Consider the following 15,665-nt stretch of genomic DNA (forward strand, 5'->3'; position numbering starts at 1 on the left):
ACAGTTGTGGATTGCATATGTCGAAGCTCAACAAGCCTATCCGCTCCATGCTTATCAACCGATACAATGGTGCGCGGGTGCTGCACATAAGCGATATCGCTTTCAAGGAACTGGTCTCAGAAGGCTATATCAAGCCAGAGAGGCGCAAAGGCTTCTATCGGCTGGGAAACATCATCGACGGCCACGCTGAAGCTGTGCGGATGAATAGGATTGTGGCACCGCATGAGAGAACGATCAATCCCGCGATGATGGCTTGCAGCCTGACGGAATAGGAGGCGGGGGTAGGTCTAAACTGTCACCGATCGGTGTCTGAGACCCGTGCGCCAGGACAACACACGTATCCGCAATTCAATAAAAGGGGGGCGTATCTGCCAACCTGACCGGCACGTGTCCGCGTACCCGACGCCCAGACGATCTTTCATAAACCGCGACAATTTTTGTTTTTCTTACGCTTTATGATTGCTGTCTTGTCGGGCGGGTCTGGAACCGGACGCCGATTATTCCGAGAATGCCCCGCCCCCCCTTTTTCTCAATTGCAGATGGATGCATGAACTGGGCCGACGGGTACGCAACTGAAAGAGGAACGGTTTAAAGATACCCCCGCCCAGATGCGCAACAGAGCGTAACAAAACGTCAATTGAGGAAAGCGCTCTATTAACTAAACTCGTTCTCGGCGGCCCAAGCATCCGCCAAGCTGCGCATTGTGTTGAACTGGGCGCAGACTGGGAGACGCACCGCCGTAATGCGTCTCCCACTTTATATATATAACTAAGCCCTAGGGTTGTGTTTGAGGAGCGCACAATGCCATTCAGGTCTGCTGAATATCAGGGTACATTTAATCCGACCGAACTGAAACTTTTACAGCAGGCCTACAGTCGATGCTGCGAGCTTCTCGAACGTTGCCCCTCCACTCATGAGGATAAGGATCGTTTGGCACGTCTCGTGATGAGGATTTTCGAAGAAAGCAACCACGATCATGAATTGACAGCATTGCGCGCCGCCGAACTTGCTAGGCTTTTCGACTGATCACCTGTGCTTGACCACCGATATAGTTCGCAAAAAATATCCATCGCGCAGGCATTTCAGACCGATGAAAACCCAACCTGCGTGACCCCGGCATGGAGCCCTCCTTGCCGGGGTTTACTTTTTTGTCAACGATGGCACAAATTCGCAAAGAGAGCTAAGTCAGATTAAACGTTAGGATGCCACATGCCTGAGCGGATTATTCGTCCTCGCGAGGTCGGAGATTATCAAGATCGCGGTGCTGACTGCCAGGATGCAGTTGTTGATGATGTGATCGAATTGATTGAAAGTGCCAAAAAGGCTGGCTGGAGCGAGATGGAGGCAGCGGTAGCTGTCGGAATAATCGCCAGAAGACTTGTCAGGGATCAAATGACCCTCGTCATAGATAACGAGCAAACGTGAGTTGCAGCATGGCAACTCCAGGTTTACTTTTCTGACCAGATGGGTAGAATTTAACCGTCCCTTTTGGGAGGGGACCAGTCGCTTAACCCCGCACGGTTTTCGTTGCGGGGTTCTTTTTGTCATCTAAAAATTACATTTAGTAAAATAGCGGCCCTAGTCCTTCAGTCCAATCATTCCATTTCGGATATCGCTATCCGAGTTAATGGCGAAGGGGACCTTTCAGGATCTGATGGTTTATGGGAGCGATTTTCACCGAAAAGATAAAACCAGAATGAGCACTAACGTCAGACTTTTTATTTAATAAAAGGTCGGATCGCTTCAGCAGCCGCTTAACCTTCACGTAAGTTTCATTTAGCAGCATGTAAACTGTGAATATTAAGCGGGGATAATTATCAGTGAGTGAAAACCGTAAGCGAGAGCGCCGTGGTCGCCCCAAGAACCCAATTGAAAAGGTCAGCATTTCGATAAGGCTGGAAGCCGAATTGGTGTTCAAAATGCAAGCATCAAACCCCAATTGGCGGGAGAATATCGCGGAACTGGTAAGTCGGGAATATCTAACGGAAACAGATTGAATAAGCGACCTTCTGGCCGCCCATTCTACAAGTGTTATAGATCAGTACGAAACGCAAAAAGCCAGAATTCGAGGGTGCCGGACCGATCCGACACCTTCGATATGGATTTCGTTGAGCTTCTGCAATTTAGGCCGCATCCGACAGCGTGAAATCGGGCTGACAGGCTACGAACTTTCCCGGCTCGATCTCGAATAGGGCGAAATCCTCTTCACCGAAATGGCGATGCGCTTCTGCTGTGGCGTCCTCTTCATTCGTCGCCTGAAGCTCGACCTTCTTCCCGCTGTTAATGATGTCAGTCAGTGACATGGCTGTAACCTTTCAAATGAAGCTGTTATCAATGAGTACGGCGAAGCGGATTGTCCTAGCTGGTGCGCCGGTCTGCACGTCATTGCGGATATCCACCCAATTGAAAGGCGGTTCCGACATCGCGCAGAACGTATCCCGATCAGGTGGGTCGCCTGCTGTGCTACTGAGAATGACGTAAGGCATACGGCCCGTTGGATTGCTGAACGTGTAGCGCTGACGTGTTCCACCGGCCAAGGTGACTGTACCCTGTACGGCCATCGTCATCGTGGACATGCCCGGGTACATGCCAAGATTGTCCACAGAAGCGGTCATAGCGTCGTACCCAGCGCGGGATACACGAACACCATCGATTGAGAATACGGCTCGCCTGCTCATGCTACTGTGTACCTGTCTGCTCGGTTTTTGAAGATAAGACAGCGAAAACGATAATTGCCGCCGTAGCTGCTCGGTGTGTCGGTTCCTGCCCAAACCTTTCCATCCTGAACGCCCCACTGCCAGAAGTTGTTCATCTCGCCGGTCGCCGGGTTTCTGTCGTTCGGGTAGAACACACGATCCAGCAGACTTATGCTTGGAAACGCGAGGGGGCAGTATCCAAGTGTCGGGAACGTATAAGCGCCCCAGTGGTAATTATTTGTTCGGTTCAGCGTCTCATCAATGACCGCGTGAACCTTCAAATAATCGCCATCCGATGAGAACACCGAGGGGCTTGCCGGGTCTGATGCGTCGTATCCGGGCGTTGAAATCCGAAACAGGAAGTCATTGCCCAGTGGGCCGATGTGAATTCTTATGCTCATGATTGGTACACGATCAATGTGCCGAACTGTCCGCCTGATAAGCCAAGCGTGTCAACAATTTCGAACCGGTTGCTGTACATCCGAATACTATTGTTCGGGGTTTGCGAGTTGCCGCCTCCCGGAGTTGCCTGCCAAGCAGTGCTGAAGTAAGGCGTGTTCGGGTCCAGCGGGAACGGCCATGTCACGCCTTGGTTTGGCGGGTACGCAGCGCCGCTCGTTCTGTATCCGCCCCACATCCATGAGTATCTTGGCACATGGTTCAGAGCGTATGGGAACGTGACGGTTTTAGACGCCGGGTTGCCTGCCGGGATGGTCACGCGGAATATCCAGCGAATGCCTGCGCCTTGGAACCAATCGCTATCGAACGTCTTATAGATGTCCGCCAGAGACAGGTTATCAGCATCATACCCTGGCTTTGTGGTGATGAGCCGGGGCGGATTGCCTGACAGGAAAACACGAACAGACATGCTCAGCCTCCTTGCTCTACGAAAGCGACAAAGTTGATAATGCCGTGGCTGGTCAGCCCATCGGGGTCACGCATAGTCATAGTCTGCCGGTGAGATATAGAAACCAGCCGATTGTCTGGCAGTTCGATTTCGGCACCAAGTACCGCCCGCCTGACCAGATCGCCAACCCGACGACATTCCGGGAAGCCAGGTTTTCGCGACCATACGTCTAGCTGCATGGTGATCTCGAAGCCGGTGATGCACTCCGCGTCATCGCTCAGTTCATCGAAGGGTCCGAATGATACGTACGGAAACTCGGCCCCCTCCGGCACGGTGTCATAGACCCGGCTGCCAATAACCGCCGACAACACCGGATCGGCCTTGAGACGGTCATACAGGGCCTTTTGAAGCTCAAGAGACGGTGATGTCATGGCTTCCTCCGTCACCAGTTTCGCAAGCGTGGGTTTTTCACGCGTGTATCCGCTTGCGCCCATGCCCTTGCTTTGAAATCTGAGCTCTTCTTCCATGCGTCGATGCCCCGTGACACACCCTCCTGCACCATGGCCGTTATCTCGGCATTGCCGTTCGCGCCGGACACGTTGACGTTGATCGTCGGCGTATTGTTCTGGGTGTTGTTGTTGGTCTGCGACATTCCCGCCAGCGACGGCATACGTGGTGCGCTGATGGTGGGCATTCCTACCGCGCCGCCGTTCGCGTAGCCTTTCAAGCCACGACGCATGGCTTCGAGTGCAGCGGGACCGCCAGCCTTCCGAACGGCTTCCTGATCGAAGACATATTCGCCCTTGTGGACAACGCCAGCCGGAACATTCTTGCCGCCGCCGCCTGTGTAGCCGCCAGAAGCAAAGCCCGGAATGATGCCAGACAGAAACGACGTTTTCCCGCCACCCGTGAGGCCATTAAACAGCGCATCCAGTCCAGAATTGAGAAAGCGGCTGGCAAGGCCCTTCAGCGCGTCTGAGAGCACGTCTGTAGCCTTTGCGCCGGAAAGAAGCCCATCAACCAGCGTACCGGCAAACTCACGCCCCGCATCGTTAATTTCCTCTATTGCGGCCCGCTGTTTGTCGAACGCCTCATTGGCCTTGTATGTGCTTTCTACCAGTTGCTCGATCTGAGCTTTCTCTGCTGCCGTCGCTGCCGCGCCTGCATGGCGAAGAGCGGTTAGCTTTTCCTTCTCCAGTGCCGTCTTGCCAACCAGGGACGCTTCGAATTGCAGGTCTTTGATCAGATCGGTTACAGCCTTACGCTCGCGCTCAGCGGCCTTGGCTGCCCGGTCACGCGCCTTTTCCTCATCTGACTTGCCCTTCTTTGTGGTGTCAGGCGGGATGTATGGCTTTACTGGCGGCTCGATTGTGATGGTTTCGAGTTTGACCGCGGTTAGTTCGTCCTTGCGAGCCTGCAAACGTGCCATCTGCTCATCGACGGCTTTTAGCTCTGTGGCAGCATCCTTGCCGACGACGCCGAGAACGCTATCTTCCCATCCACCTTTTTGAGCAAGAAGCTGCTCTCTGCGCTTGGTGAGTGTGTCCAGTTCAGCATTGATGCCAGACAGCGTTTTGTTTTCCATGCCCTGCCACGACGACAGGAAGCCTTGCAGCGCGGTTGCTGCTTCCACGATAGCGCCTTTGACAGCCGTCCCCATCGTGGTCGCCAGACGGTTGAAAGCCTTGTCGATCTCATCAGCCTTCTTGATGAATTCAGCATCGAAGACAGCACCCATCTTTTCGGCTTCGTTGAGCGTGGCAGTGATGCCTTCGCGACCTTGCTCAATGAGGCGGGTGAACTGCTCGCCCCCTTGTCCTCCAAGCAACTCGTCAAATATCCTGACGCCTGCCGCTGTGTCCTTCAGTCTTCGTGTACGGTCGATGATTTCCAGCAATAGCGCTGAAGGGTCTTTCAGGCGCTGTTTGACTTCTGCGGGTGACATGCCGATCTGAGCAAAGGCATCCGCGCCGCCGCCTTTGCCGGTCTTTGCGTACTCATCACCACGAATATTGAGCTCTTTAAAAGCATCGATCATGGCGTCAATGCCGATGCGGTTCTGATCCGCAACATAGCGCCACTTCTGGAAATCCTCGACCTTGATACCGGCAGTCTGCGCCTCGCGGCCAAGGTCAGCAAATGACTTCGTGACAGCCTGTACACTCGCGGCGAGACCAACTACGCCACCGGCAGCGATGCCCGCAAACAGGCCCTTGCCAAACTCGGCCACGATGCCTTTCATCTTGGAGAAGCCACGGCTCAGCGAGCTTTCCATGTTCTTCGCCGCCTTGTTGGTGCGGCGCTCCATGTTCCCCATTTCGCCGTCAAGCTGCTTGGCAAACTTCGCCATCTGCTTTTCGGCCTGGGCGACACGCATTTCCATGCGCGCATACAATGCGGGTTCATTGGCCATTGTTGAAATCCTTGACTGATTTGTTCATGGCGCGGCTGCGGCGGCTCGCGAACTTCTTCTTGAACAGGCGATAAGCGGGCCAGAAGAAGGGATTGGCTGCCATCTCCTGGGTGCCGAACTCTTGCGCCAGAGCGTAATCGAATGTGGCGCTCTGGCCGTCCTTGACGGGGCGCGTGGTGGCTTCACCGCCAGCCCGCACAACCTGACCGCCGGTTTCGGTCTCGTAGTGACGAATGCTCGGCCTCAGATGCACACCGTCTTTCGGGTCCACGGGTGCCATGCTGCGAGAAGTGCGAACCCATTCATCGGCGTTCTGCTCGATGGCTCTGTTCGTGGCCTTCTGAACGCTCTGCGGCAGCTTGGAAAGCCGCCGCTTGAAGTCGTTGCTGACATACCAGCCTTTAGCCATTGGCAGCCTCCGGCTTGTTCTCCTCATCGGTGCCGAACAGGAAGGCTTCGATGGCTTCCAGTGCAACCGGCATAGTTTCCGCTAACGGGCGACCTTCGACATAGCGCTTGACCAATCTGAAGGCTTCCGACGGGGCCGTGCCGCCGCCTATGAGCGCGATGCGGACAATCTCCCTGATGTCCGACACAAAACCCATTCGAGATGAAACCATATCATTGAACGTATGATACAGGCTGCGGCCCGTTTTCTCCTCCCACTCCTGAGCACCGGCCCATGTCAGCGCGAAGGTGTATTCGCCATCGCCAAAGACGAGATTGATCTGCGAGAATGGTTTGTCGGTCATGTTAATTCTCCAAATAAAAATGGGGTGATCGCGTCATCGACAAGCGCGCAAAAGCCGAGGTTGTAAGGGCGAAAGCCGCAGTGAGTTTTTCGGTTATTTTCGATAGAACCGTGAAATTCACTGGTGAGATAAAAAATATGCGAATGTGTTCCGGGCGGGTACGCGCTGACGGTCCATTCCTGTGACAAAATGGCCCCCCCGGTCATCGATAGGCCCTCATCTGATGGTCGAGGCGCTGTTTCAGGCCGTCATGGCAGTTCTTGCAGAGACATTGCAGGTTCGTCTCATCCCAGAACTTGGTCTCGCTGCCGCCATGTGGTTCGCGGTGATCGCAAACCAGCTTGGACGTGTCGCTTTCCAGAAGCCCGCACATCTGACAGGTGAAGAGGTCGCGAGTGAATATCTTCATGCGAAGCTTCTGCCATCGGGCAATGCGATACCACCGACGCCATGGCTCTACCTTCACGCGGTGCGCGTCTCGGCTCTTCTGGCTACCAGGTGTAGGTCCAAGGCGGGGCTTCATGGTCGAGACCAAAGGCTTGATCAGCTTGAGCTTAGGTCTAGCCATCAGAAGGTCATCCCATCTGTATTGCGCTTGACGACCTTGAAGATTGTGCGCTGCTCATCCTTGGTGGGTACGCGTCCGAATATCTCGGTTGCGTGTGCGTAGCATCGCAGAAAAAGCTCGGTCTCGTATCGGGCGCGGGTGCCGAACTCATCCTGAACTCGCTGGAGCGTATTCACAGCATCGTCACCGAACAGCTCAACAATCGGCGTGGTGAACGCATCTGGCTTGTCGTTGGCGTGGGCCTGCTGTTTCGCCGCAGCCTCATGTCGAGACACGGCCTTTTCGAGAGCCGTGATCTTCTCGCCTATTACGGCCAAGCTCTCATCGAGAACAGGCTTGATCTGGGCCATGATGGCCGTAACGAATTCTTGTGCGTTCGTGGTCATGCTGATGCCCTTTCGGTCATTACAGATTTGCTTGTGATGGTTTTGGTGAGGGCGATCACATCGACCGATGACAACGCCACTGCGAGGGTGCGGGCGACGGCAACGGGATCGGCACGAGGATGTTCGATCATCACCTCATCGCAAATTTCTGCGAGGTACTTCGCCATCTTCTTGTTGAGATGCCTTTCAAGATCGGCGCAAAGCTTCTTGTCGCTGGTGTTCTTGGTCATCACGCATCACGTCCTTTCTTCACCATCAACATCCAGCCATCACATGAAGCCGGTGCCTCTGTTTCCTTGAGCGTCCGTACGGCGATCCATGCGCACCCGTTGAACGTCACCACGTCGCCCTTGGAATAGTCCTGTGCTCGCTGGTAAGCGCCTCGGTATTTGATGCCGCCTTCTTCCAGGGCATCCAGTCGCTTTTTGACTGCGCTGAATGCATCCATGACTTCGGCTAGAGCTTCATAGAAAACGCCAGTTTGGACGGGTGACTTCAAAAGCTCCGGTGAGGCGTTCTTGATTAAGTCTCGCAGGCTCATGATTGATCCTCCGCGATTTCATGGATGATGCCGTTTTGAAGGCACCATTCGATTGGTGATGGGATTTCGTCGGATGCGATTGCTTCGATAATGGAAACGTCTATGCCGGTGCGCTGCGCGATTAGAGCGAACATGTCCGCGTCGATTGCCCGGAATTGATCTGCCTGACGCTGAAAATCACCGGCCTTCCACGATGTGACCGAGTATTCCCCACTTCGCGACTGATGGATGAGGAATGAGGCTTTCCGGCTGGCTATACGCCGATCTGCTGCCAGTGCGATCAACAGGCCACCGCTTTCGCAGCTACCGACAATATGAGCCGTCTTGCGTTCTGCGGGATGGTCGCGAAGCTGTTTGTGTAGCAACATCGCTGGAAAGCACTCGCCACCGGGGCAGTCGACAATCAGATCGATCGAATGTGCAGCCGGGGCATATGCAAGCTTCTCAACCGTGTCGCAGAACATCAGTTCGTCAATCGGTCCCTTGATGGCGATCTCGATATGACGGACGTAATCGCCCTTGGCGCGGTGACGCTCGGCAAGCTTCAGATTGCGCTGCTTCACGGCCTCGGTCGGCTCCAGGCTAATGCCATCATCTGAGAACATGCTGATGATCATCGGCACCAACTCCGGGCAAGTTTCAGGGAGTTGTCGATAAGGCCGCGCTGGCCCTTGCTGCCGTTGATGGCTGGATGGTCGGGAGAGAGACCGGCCCGCAGAGCTTCACGATGGAAATCTTCGCCAGCTTTCAGAAGGGTATCCAGTGTCTCCACCGCTTCGAGAACGGCAGCGGCATATTCCTGATAAACCGGATGGAGTTGCTGATTGGCCGTCTGGACGTATTCGCGATGGAGGCTTTGGAAGGTGCCGCTTGTCTCGGTATCCTGATTGACAAGTTCGGCCAGATTATCCGCCGCATCATCAATCTGTACCTGACTGGGAATTGACCGAACCGTAACACCGGCTTCGGCATTACTGCGGCTCAACCGCATATCGGAAAGCTCACGCGATGCTAACGCTCTGGCGTTCCGGGTTGCCTCATATGCCTGTCCCGCTTCAACAAGCTGGCGGGGCTTCTCTGGGAGGCGAAGAGCGCGGGTGAAGTATGCCGCGCCCCTCTGGTCTTTTGTGTTCCGGGTCATGTTGGGTGCCTTGTTTGCCATTGCTGACAAATCTATCACCCCGCATCGTCACGACCCGTCACGCGTGACATAATCCCGGAAGGCGACTTCAAGAGCCTCCTTGACCCGCTCCGGATCGTCATCGTCCCATTCTTTCAGGTGTCCGGTTTCGATGAGGAAATCTCTGACGGCTTCAGCCGGAAGCGCGAGAGGGAATATCACATCCCCACGGCGTTGACGGGCGCGACAATCACGTTGACGCTCTGCTGCCGTCCTGGGGCGTTCGCTGCTGGTTCTCCTGATCAATTTGCCCTCGCTTGGATAAGAACGCTCTCTGCGGCGGCAAGGGTCGCTTCAAGCACGGTCAAGCCAAACCGCCGACGAAGCGCCGGAATGATCGGGTGCGGCCTGTCGCGTTCCGGCGTGGTCGCCAACCAACGGGCAGCTTCAATGATGCTGGAGTTATATTGCTCGGTCATGCGGCACCTCCTGTTGCACACATCGCCATTTTTTGAAGCTCCAACTGAACGGCGCTGGCGAACCGATCTACTTGTTCATCAATCGTCCCATGGTCAAAGCCAAGCACCTGAAGGCGGGCATAAATCCGGTTGCATTCAGTTCTGAAATATTTGTTGGCACGTTCACCATCACGACGCTCAAGCTGTCTTGCAGTCTCGCGGATAAGGCGAAGTTCTCGATCCAGAGGGAAAGGAATGATCGAGACAATGTTCACATTAGGTTCTTGCATCATGCCGCCCTCCGAGATTTTGCATCTTCTTTCCCATGAGGCGCTGCCTCTTGGAGCTCCGCTGGGGGATAATCCCCCAGACCCGTCATCAATCCCGCTGCGCGGTCTTGACGGATACATATTTCGGCTTTTGAGACAGAAGTGTCGCCAATCCCGTTTAATACTACTTTCGACTTTTGTGTCTCACGCCGTTGCCTGTACCACGTGGCTCTCGATACTCCGGCTTCCACCCACGGCTTTTGATGCGTGATGGTCAACGCCTCGTGGGACTTTCTATTTTTGCACCCACGAGCTTCTCTGTTCTTGGCCTGCCGATCCCTGTCTTGCTCGCGCTTGCGTTCCTTCGCCATTTTTTTGCGGTCCGACTTTGAAACGTCACAAGCGCCAATCGTGTTCAATCCAATGGTTGTTCGTTCTGCCAACGTGACATTGAGAAGGCCTGCCACACCATCGGATTTCATCATCTTGCGGCGATTGAAAGCTTCCAAGATGAAAGAGTGTATTTCCGCAGCCGTTGCCCATGGTGCCCACTTTCGGCTCCATGCGGTAATATCCTCGGATGCCTTCGAAAGTGCCGCTGCTCGCACATAATTCAGGCACGTCTCCCGATCATCTGTGTCTTCAGGATCAGGGATCATCGCGCCGTGCCTGTGGCGAATTAGCTTTTCGATTTCGCGCAACCGCAACAATTCGATGGAGAAAGTCCAGTCCGACCGCCGTGCGCGTTTGCGCGACGGCTTTTCTTTCCAGATCACCTTGCCAATTAGTACTTTTTCGGAACCGTCTCTGTTCTCTATTTTCCGCAACCGCAAACTCATGCTGCGTCCTTATGATCGCGGAGGGAGATACGGTTGTCGATCCACGCTTGAACCTCATCGGACACAAACGCTTTTCGAATGCCGTCATCACTTAAAGAAACCGGCTTAGGGAATGCACCTTCTTTCACTTTCTTCCACAGGGTGGAACGTGAAAAGGAGGTGATAGAGCACACTTCACGAATGCTGATTAATGTCTTGATGCTATTTACAGATTTGCTCATGACTTCACCGTTCGGGCAATCGGATTAACTGCCTTCCAGTATAACGCAAAGAGGGGGGTATCCCTAATCTTGGGGTTGTCTTATTTGGGGTTTTCCGCAGGAAACTGTGTTATTTTGTTCACTTTGGGTTCACTTAACGTTCCCGATAGGCTACTAGCCCACCTTTCCAAAGCGTCCCGCTTCTCCGGCTCGTAGGTTGCTCGGTTATAGACACCTGCGACACCGGACCTGAAACCGCTGATATGGTTCAGACAGGCTTCCACAATGTGCGGCATTACCCCGAGATTTGACATGCCGGTAGCAACCGTGCGGCGAATATCATGAGGCGTCCATCGTTCGCCGGTGACTTGAAGCTTCAGCCTAACCGCTTGCGCGATGGCATTGCTCTCAATCGGATTATCCACGCGGCTGAATAGGGCAGGGTCTTCCTCGTCCTTATCAGTGTCCGCTATGGCTTTGGAAAGGATCGCCAGCGCCTGCTCAGACAGCGGGACCACGTGCGTGTTTCCATTCTTCGTACGGCTGCCTGAGATCGTCCATTTCTTCCCATCAAGATCAACTTCGCTGCGTTTGATGCCGCATACCTCGCCGGAGCGTTGCCCGGTCAAGAATAGCAGTTGGATGATGCTAACCGTATGCGGGCTGAGAGCGGCGTCAGGAAGCGCCTTTAGGATTGCCTTGATTTCTTCACCGGAAAGCACTCGGTCGCGTCTGACGGGCTTCGCTCGCGGCTTGATGCCCGATGCAGGCGAGGCTTCGATATAGTCGCCATCGACTGCCCAATTGAACATCTTGCGGATGACCGCCAGTAAGTTATTCGATTGCGCCCCTTTGCCCGCCTCGGCCTTGGCCTCTACGATATCCAGAATATCGCGCTTCTTGACCGCCTCGGCTTTCATGCGCCCAATTTCAGGATAGACATCAGCCTTGAGAAGTTGCTCGTCCTGCTTCCACGTCTTCTTATTCCGCTGGGCGTACTTCTCGATATAAAGCGCGCCTAGCTCCTCGACCGTCATAGCGCCCCGCCTAGCGCGTTTGTGTTCGGCAGGGTCTTCACCTTCGGAAACACCACTCATGGCTTTCAACGCCTTCGCACGGGCGTTCTCAAGGTCAAGCGCTGGGTAACGACCAAGCTTCACCCGCTGCTTCGCGCTATCGCTGTCTCGGGTATAGAGGAGGTTCCACGTCTTGGTACCAGTCGGGGCCACTCGCAAGGTAAGGCCTTGAACAAGCGTATCGTGATAATCCGTCCGTACATCGACTTTTACTGTGTCGATGAAGCGAGTAGTCAGACGCACCTTAGCCATATTGAACCTACTGATGAAAATCTTCTGATTTCCATTTGGGTACCGTATGGGTACGGAAATGTCAAAACTCGCTGATACGCCACTGGACACTATAGAACAGAAATCCCCATGTTTTGCAGGGATATCGGGTGTTTTATAGCGTTGATAATGTTTCAGCTTGTATGAGCGGAAGCCACTTTTAATCAGTAGGTCCAGGGTTCGAATCCCTGCGCGCTCACCACTTTTCCAAGACCTTATTTGATCGATTCTCCGGTCTTTGGATCGATTTTGATTTCGACTTTCGCGCCGTTCTTCATGAAATACTCGATCTCATAATAGCCACGATCATTCCAATCGACTTCATCGACATATGACACGTCCGAGGTTTGCTCGATCTTCGAAATGATTTCAGAAAGTTTTTGACCTTCAGGGTCGGCGGCTGACGCCAGACCACAGGTCGTTGCAAATGCCAGAACGGTAAGCATCAAACGCATTGGTTCTCTCCATTTTCCATTGTTACATGGGGAGATATAGGCCCGCATTCATCAATGTTAAGAAACTAAATCCTCGGCACCTCGAATCTGGTCGCCTACGACCCTTCTTCCTCGACGGCAGTTTGTGCGATCTGTTGGGAACCGCTGTTGATCTGTTGCGCGGCAAGGAAGCCAAGCCAGACCGCAATGAGGCAAAGGATAACCGAAATGCCGATATTGAGCAGAGCTTTGCCGGCCTGGCCTGCTCGCAGGAGATCCAGTGTCTGCAGGCTGAATGAAGAAAATGTGGTGAAGCCGCCGCACACGCCGACCATGAAGGCGATACGCCAGATTTCCGGCACCGCAAAGCGCCCCTGTTCGAGTGTCAGCGCACCGAAAAAGGAAATAGCAAACGATCCGGCTATGTTGATGACGATTGTGCCCCAGGGAAGGTCGCGACTGACCGGCAACATCAAAAGCGCGAGCCAGTAACGCGCTACACTTCCGATTGCGCCGCCGAGAGCCACCATGATGGTTGCTTGCATAATTCACCTGTCAAAATTGCGGAACGAAATGCCTGCTGGAGAAAGTCGGGCAGGGGATAACCCACAGCCCCGACAGCTTCCCGCTATCGACGCATTGCGTTCCTGTTGTCAATTCGAGCAGGAGTCATCAGCCAGAAGCGGCGGTTTCGGGAGACCCCCATTCCCATCATGCGCATTATTTATATAGAATAGCCGCACGCCCCGTCAACGCGGCTGGAGCTTCACAATCGCGCAACCCGATTCCGCAACGCATCGCTGATGCGATAAATAGTGGAGGTCGGTGCGGGAAGGGTACGTCGCATGAATGCAACTTTCTTCAGGTAGCGGTCGATCTTCCAGGTGGCCCATGTTCCACCGCGGAAATAGCCCACATCACCGGCTTTCAGCGTTCGATGTTTTCCGTCGGCATCGGTGACATGCACCTCGCCTTCGAGAATATAAACCGTTTCATCCCAGCCGAAATACCAGCGAAATTCGCCCGCGGTGCAATCCCAGATCGCAGTGAAAGCCGCGCGGTCGCCGCTGGCGGATTGCTCGCATGAACGTGCCTTTGGCGATCCAGCCAGTATCCATTCAGGATTAATCGGCGCGGATTTCAGCTCCATGTCGAATGCATTATCGGCAATGAGCGCAGGCTTCGCCGGTGTGTTAAAAATATTAGGCTTAAAGACATTTGGCATAGTACGCGCAACCGCCATAACGGCTGTCGCCAGCATAAATTTCCAGGCCATGGTATCCCCCCGATCCACAATGGCCTGTTCTTAGTTGTAAATCGTCGGAAAAGTATTAATTCGCGAATAAAATTTGGCGCGGCGAAACCAGAAATACTGTTCCCAACGGCGCATTCCATGCTTCAATTTTATTGAACTTATGGGGCGTTTTAGCCAATGAAAATGAAAATAAGCTTGTGATAAGTGTGATGACGAACCCTCTGTCAGAGGGCATTGTCAGATCGATTTCAATAAGAGGCGCGCGAGCTAATGAGCCAGACGAAGCTATTTTCTCCTTTGGACGTGGGCGGTTTGCATCTGAAAAACCGCATTGTCATTGCCCCGATGTGCCAATATTCGGCTGAAGACGGCAAAACTACCGATTGGCATCTGATGCATCTGGGTAGTCTCGCTCAATCCGGAGCAGGGCTGTTGACGATTGAGGCAACGGCAGTCAGCCCTGAAGGCCGGATCAGTTATGCGGATGTCGGGCTTTATTCCGATGAAACCGAAGCCGCGCTGGAACGGACGCTCGACGGTATTCGTCGCTGGTCATCCATGCCCATCGCCATACAGCTTGCGCATGCAGGCCGCAAAGCATCTACTGATTTGCCGTGGCAAGGTGGACGCCAGATTGCGCCGCAGCACGAGAACGGCTGGCAGACCATTGCGCCATCTGCAGTGGCGTTTAACCCCGCCGACAATGCTCCGACAGCGATGGATAAAGACGAGTTGAAGCGCATCCGCGATGCATTTGTAAGCGCTGCCAAACGCTCGGCGCGGCTCGGTCTCGATGCAATCCAGGTGCACGGAGCCCATGGTTACCTTTTGCACGAATTCCTGTCGCCGCTCTCGAACAAGCGCGACGATGAATATGGCGGCTCGCTGGAAAACCGTCTGCGTTTTCCGCTCGAAGTGTTCGACGCTGTTCGCGCCGCTTTCCCAGCGGATCGTCCGGTCACGATGCGCGTTTCCGGAACGGATTGGGTCGAAGGCGGTTGGGATATCGAACAGACCGTAGCGTTCTCGCAAGCTTTGGCCGCAAGAGGTTGCGCAGCAATTCACGTTTCGAGCGGCGGCCTTGATGCGGCACAGAAAATTCCAGTCGGCCCGAGCTATCAGGTACCGCTGGCGCGCGCTGTAAAAGCGGCTGTCAATATTCCCGTCGTTGCTGTCGGTCTGATTACCGATTTCGAGCAGGCTGAAGCCATTCTGGCCACTGGTGATGCTGATATGATCGGACTCGCACGCACGGTTCTCTATGATCCGCGCTGGCCGTGGCATGCGGCGGCGCATTTCGGCGAAACGATTGAGGCGGCTCCCCAGTTTCTGCGTTCACAGCCGCGCCAGTTCCGCAATCTCTTCACACAGGCAAAGTAACGAACACCCGCCAAGCAGGATTCAACGGGGCAGCCTAAAGCATGTCGCTGTTAACCGGATTCGGGATTCCCGTTTGGCTTGATCTGTGATTCACTTGTCTCATGGAAGGAGATGCACCATGGGCAAGCCGCATCCGATTGAGTTGCGTGAGCGTGTCGTTG

At 54.3% G+C, this 15,665-nt stretch carries 28 protein-coding genes and 1 riboswitch; of the genes, 5 read left to right on the forward strand and 23 right to left on the reverse strand.

The genetic code is table 11. The features are described from left to right. Positions 1 to 17 precede the first annotated feature (17 nt). From ABWW11_RS17660 to ABWW11_RS17675, 4 genes are all read left to right on the forward strand, one after another. Positions 18 to 272 carry a hypothetical protein gene (locus ABWW11_RS17660; protein ID WP_319080717.1) on the forward strand — a complete coding sequence of 85 codons (255 nt, stop codon included), beginning with the start codon at positions 18 to 20 and terminating at the stop codon, positions 270 to 272. 529 nt (positions 273 to 801) lie between these two features. After that, positions 802 to 1,026, forward strand: coding sequence for a hypothetical protein (locus tag ABWW11_RS17665; protein ID WP_319080718.1), 225 nt, complete (start codon positions 802 to 804; stop codon positions 1,024 to 1,026). 183 nt (positions 1,027 to 1,209) lie between these two features. After that, positions 1,210 to 1,425, forward strand: a complete 216-nt coding sequence (locus ABWW11_RS17670) for a hypothetical protein (protein ID WP_319080719.1) — start codon at positions 1,210 to 1,212, stop codon at positions 1,423 to 1,425. 395 nt (positions 1,426 to 1,820) lie between these two features. After that, the gene (locus ABWW11_RS17675; RefSeq protein WP_319080720.1) at positions 1,821 to 1,997 is read left to right on the forward strand and encodes a hypothetical protein; all 177 of its coding nucleotides are present in this window, start codon (positions 1,821 to 1,823) and stop codon (positions 1,995 to 1,997) included. A 126-nt stretch (positions 1,998 to 2,123) separates the two neighbouring features. Here ABWW11_RS17675 and ABWW11_RS17680 read toward each other — a convergent pair whose 3' ends face one another. The 23 genes from ABWW11_RS17680 to ABWW11_RS17790 all read right to left on the reverse strand — a co-directional run bounded on the left by ABWW11_RS17680 (position 2,124) and on the right by ABWW11_RS17790 (position 14,145). Further along, positions 2,124 to 2,303, reverse strand: coding sequence for a hypothetical protein (locus tag ABWW11_RS17680; protein WP_319080721.1), 180 nt, complete (start codon positions 2,301 to 2,303; stop codon positions 2,124 to 2,126). Positions 2,304 to 2,315: 12 nt separating this feature from the next. Further along, positions 2,316 to 2,615, reverse strand: coding sequence for a hypothetical protein (locus ABWW11_RS17685; protein ID WP_319080722.1), 300 nt, complete (start codon positions 2,613 to 2,615; stop codon positions 2,316 to 2,318). A gap of 59 nt (positions 2,616 to 2,674) precedes the next feature. Continuing rightward, positions 2,675 to 3,097 carry a hypothetical protein gene (locus ABWW11_RS17690; RefSeq protein ID WP_319080723.1) on the reverse strand — a complete coding sequence of 141 codons (423 nt, stop codon included), beginning with the start codon at positions 3,095 to 3,097 and terminating at the stop codon, positions 2,675 to 2,677. Beyond that, positions 3,094 to 3,564: a hypothetical protein gene (locus ABWW11_RS17695; protein WP_319080724.1), complete on the reverse strand. Its 471-nt coding sequence runs from the start codon at positions 3,562 to 3,564 to the stop codon at positions 3,094 to 3,096. Before ABWW11_RS17695 ends, ABWW11_RS17690 begins: the two co-directional genes overlap by 4 nt. Before the next feature lie 2 nt (positions 3,565 to 3,566). Next, positions 3,567 to 4,070, reverse strand: coding sequence for a DUF3168 domain-containing protein (locus ABWW11_RS17700; RefSeq protein ID WP_319080725.1), 504 nt, complete (start codon positions 4,068 to 4,070; stop codon positions 3,567 to 3,569). Beyond that, positions 3,986 to 5,956, reverse strand: coding sequence for a hypothetical protein (locus ABWW11_RS17705; protein WP_319080726.1), 1,971 nt, complete (start codon positions 5,954 to 5,956; stop codon positions 3,986 to 3,988). The genes ABWW11_RS17700 and ABWW11_RS17705 overlap by 85 nt, the downstream gene beginning before the upstream one ends. Then, the gene (locus ABWW11_RS17710; RefSeq protein WP_319080727.1) at positions 5,946 to 6,365 is read right to left on the reverse strand and encodes an HK97-gp10 family putative phage morphogenesis protein; all 420 of its coding nucleotides are present in this window, start codon (positions 6,363 to 6,365) and stop codon (positions 5,946 to 5,948) included. Before ABWW11_RS17710 ends, ABWW11_RS17705 begins: the two co-directional genes overlap by 11 nt. Beyond that, a complete protein-coding gene (locus ABWW11_RS17715) occupies positions 6,358 to 6,708 on the reverse strand; it encodes a gene transfer agent family protein (RefSeq protein ID WP_319080728.1) in 351 nt (116 codons plus the stop codon). The genes ABWW11_RS17710 and ABWW11_RS17715 overlap by 8 nt, the downstream gene beginning before the upstream one ends. Positions 6,709 to 6,910: 202 nt before the next feature. Next, the gene (locus tag ABWW11_RS17720) at positions 6,911 to 7,276 is read right to left on the reverse strand and encodes an HNH endonuclease (protein WP_319080729.1); all 366 of its coding nucleotides are present in this window, start codon (positions 7,274 to 7,276) and stop codon (positions 6,911 to 6,913) included. Beyond that, positions 7,276 to 7,662: a hypothetical protein gene (locus tag ABWW11_RS17725; RefSeq protein ID WP_319080730.1), complete on the reverse strand. Its 387-nt coding sequence runs from the start codon at positions 7,660 to 7,662 to the stop codon at positions 7,276 to 7,278. The genes ABWW11_RS17720 and ABWW11_RS17725 overlap by 1 nt, the downstream gene beginning before the upstream one ends. Beyond that, on the reverse strand, positions 7,659 to 7,892 hold the full coding sequence (locus tag ABWW11_RS17730; RefSeq protein ID WP_319080731.1) for a hypothetical protein: 234 nt from the start codon (positions 7,890 to 7,892) through the stop codon (positions 7,659 to 7,661). The genes ABWW11_RS17725 and ABWW11_RS17730 overlap by 4 nt, the downstream gene beginning before the upstream one ends. Beyond that, a complete protein-coding gene (locus ABWW11_RS17735; protein ID WP_319080732.1) occupies positions 7,892 to 8,203 on the reverse strand; it encodes a hypothetical protein in 312 nt (103 codons plus the stop codon). Before ABWW11_RS17735 ends, ABWW11_RS17730 begins: the two co-directional genes overlap by 1 nt. Next, complete coding sequence (locus ABWW11_RS17740; RefSeq protein ID WP_319080733.1) at positions 8,200 to 8,820, reverse strand: ATP-dependent Clp protease proteolytic subunit; 621 nt, start codon at positions 8,818 to 8,820, stop codon at positions 8,200 to 8,202. The genes ABWW11_RS17735 and ABWW11_RS17740 overlap by 4 nt, the downstream gene beginning before the upstream one ends. Then, positions 8,817 to 9,344, reverse strand: a complete 528-nt coding sequence (locus ABWW11_RS17745; protein ID WP_319080734.1) for a hypothetical protein — start codon at positions 9,342 to 9,344, stop codon at positions 8,817 to 8,819. The genes ABWW11_RS17740 and ABWW11_RS17745 overlap by 4 nt, the downstream gene beginning before the upstream one ends. A 48-nt stretch (positions 9,345 to 9,392) precedes the next feature. Continuing rightward, on the reverse strand, positions 9,393 to 9,545 hold the full coding sequence (locus tag ABWW11_RS17750; RefSeq protein WP_319080735.1) for a hypothetical protein: 153 nt from the start codon (positions 9,543 to 9,545) through the stop codon (positions 9,393 to 9,395). 80 nt (positions 9,546 to 9,625) lie between these two features. Beyond that, positions 9,626 to 9,802, reverse strand: coding sequence for a hypothetical protein (locus tag ABWW11_RS17755; RefSeq protein ID WP_319080736.1), 177 nt, complete (start codon positions 9,800 to 9,802; stop codon positions 9,626 to 9,628). After that, positions 9,799 to 10,074, reverse strand: coding sequence for a DUF6074 family protein (locus ABWW11_RS17760; protein ID WP_319080737.1), 276 nt, complete (start codon positions 10,072 to 10,074; stop codon positions 9,799 to 9,801). Before ABWW11_RS17760 ends, ABWW11_RS17755 begins: the two co-directional genes overlap by 4 nt. Next, positions 10,071 to 10,889 (reverse strand): hypothetical protein, encoded by an 819-nt coding sequence (locus tag ABWW11_RS17765; protein ID WP_319080738.1) that lies wholly within the window; start codon positions 10,887 to 10,889, stop codon positions 10,071 to 10,073. The genes ABWW11_RS17760 and ABWW11_RS17765 overlap by 4 nt, the downstream gene beginning before the upstream one ends. After that, positions 10,886 to 11,110 (reverse strand): helix-turn-helix transcriptional regulator, encoded by a 225-nt coding sequence (locus tag ABWW11_RS17770; protein WP_319080739.1) that lies wholly within the window; start codon positions 11,108 to 11,110, stop codon positions 10,886 to 10,888. The genes ABWW11_RS17765 and ABWW11_RS17770 overlap by 4 nt, the downstream gene beginning before the upstream one ends. Positions 11,111 to 11,190: 80 nt before the next feature. Further along, a complete protein-coding gene (locus ABWW11_RS17775) occupies positions 11,191 to 12,417 on the reverse strand; it encodes a tyrosine-type recombinase/integrase (RefSeq protein ID WP_319080740.1) in 1,227 nt (408 codons plus the stop codon). A 233-nt stretch (positions 12,418 to 12,650) separates the two neighbouring features. Next, positions 12,651 to 12,890: a PepSY domain-containing protein gene (locus ABWW11_RS17780; protein WP_109367380.1), complete on the reverse strand. Its 240-nt coding sequence runs from the start codon at positions 12,888 to 12,890 to the stop codon at positions 12,651 to 12,653. A gap of 95 nt (positions 12,891 to 12,985) precedes the next feature. Further along, complete coding sequence (gene crcB / locus ABWW11_RS17785; protein ID WP_124915874.1) at positions 12,986 to 13,414, reverse strand: fluoride efflux transporter CrcB; 429 nt, start codon at positions 13,412 to 13,414, stop codon at positions 12,986 to 12,988. 111 nt (positions 13,415 to 13,525) lie between these two features. Further along, positions 13,526 to 13,588, reverse strand: a riboswitch (Fluoride riboswitch). A 47-nt stretch (positions 13,589 to 13,635) separates the two neighbouring features. Then, positions 13,636 to 14,145 (reverse strand): cupin domain-containing protein, encoded by a 510-nt coding sequence (locus tag ABWW11_RS17790; protein ID WP_109367382.1) that lies wholly within the window; start codon positions 14,143 to 14,145, stop codon positions 13,636 to 13,638. 249 nt (positions 14,146 to 14,394) lie between these two features. Here ABWW11_RS17790 and ABWW11_RS17795 point away from each other — a divergent pair, with 249 nt between their 5' ends. After that, positions 14,395 to 15,504, forward strand: a complete 1,110-nt coding sequence (locus ABWW11_RS17795; RefSeq protein ID WP_109367383.1) for an NADH:flavin oxidoreductase/NADH oxidase — start codon at positions 14,395 to 14,397, stop codon at positions 15,502 to 15,504. The last annotated feature ends 161 nt before the right edge of the window (positions 15,505 to 15,665 follow it).

This window comes from Brucella sp. NBRC 113783 (assembly GCF_040372265.1).
Classification (GTDB): domain Bacteria; phylum Pseudomonadota; class Alphaproteobacteria; order Rhizobiales; family Rhizobiaceae; genus Brucella; species Brucella teleogrylli.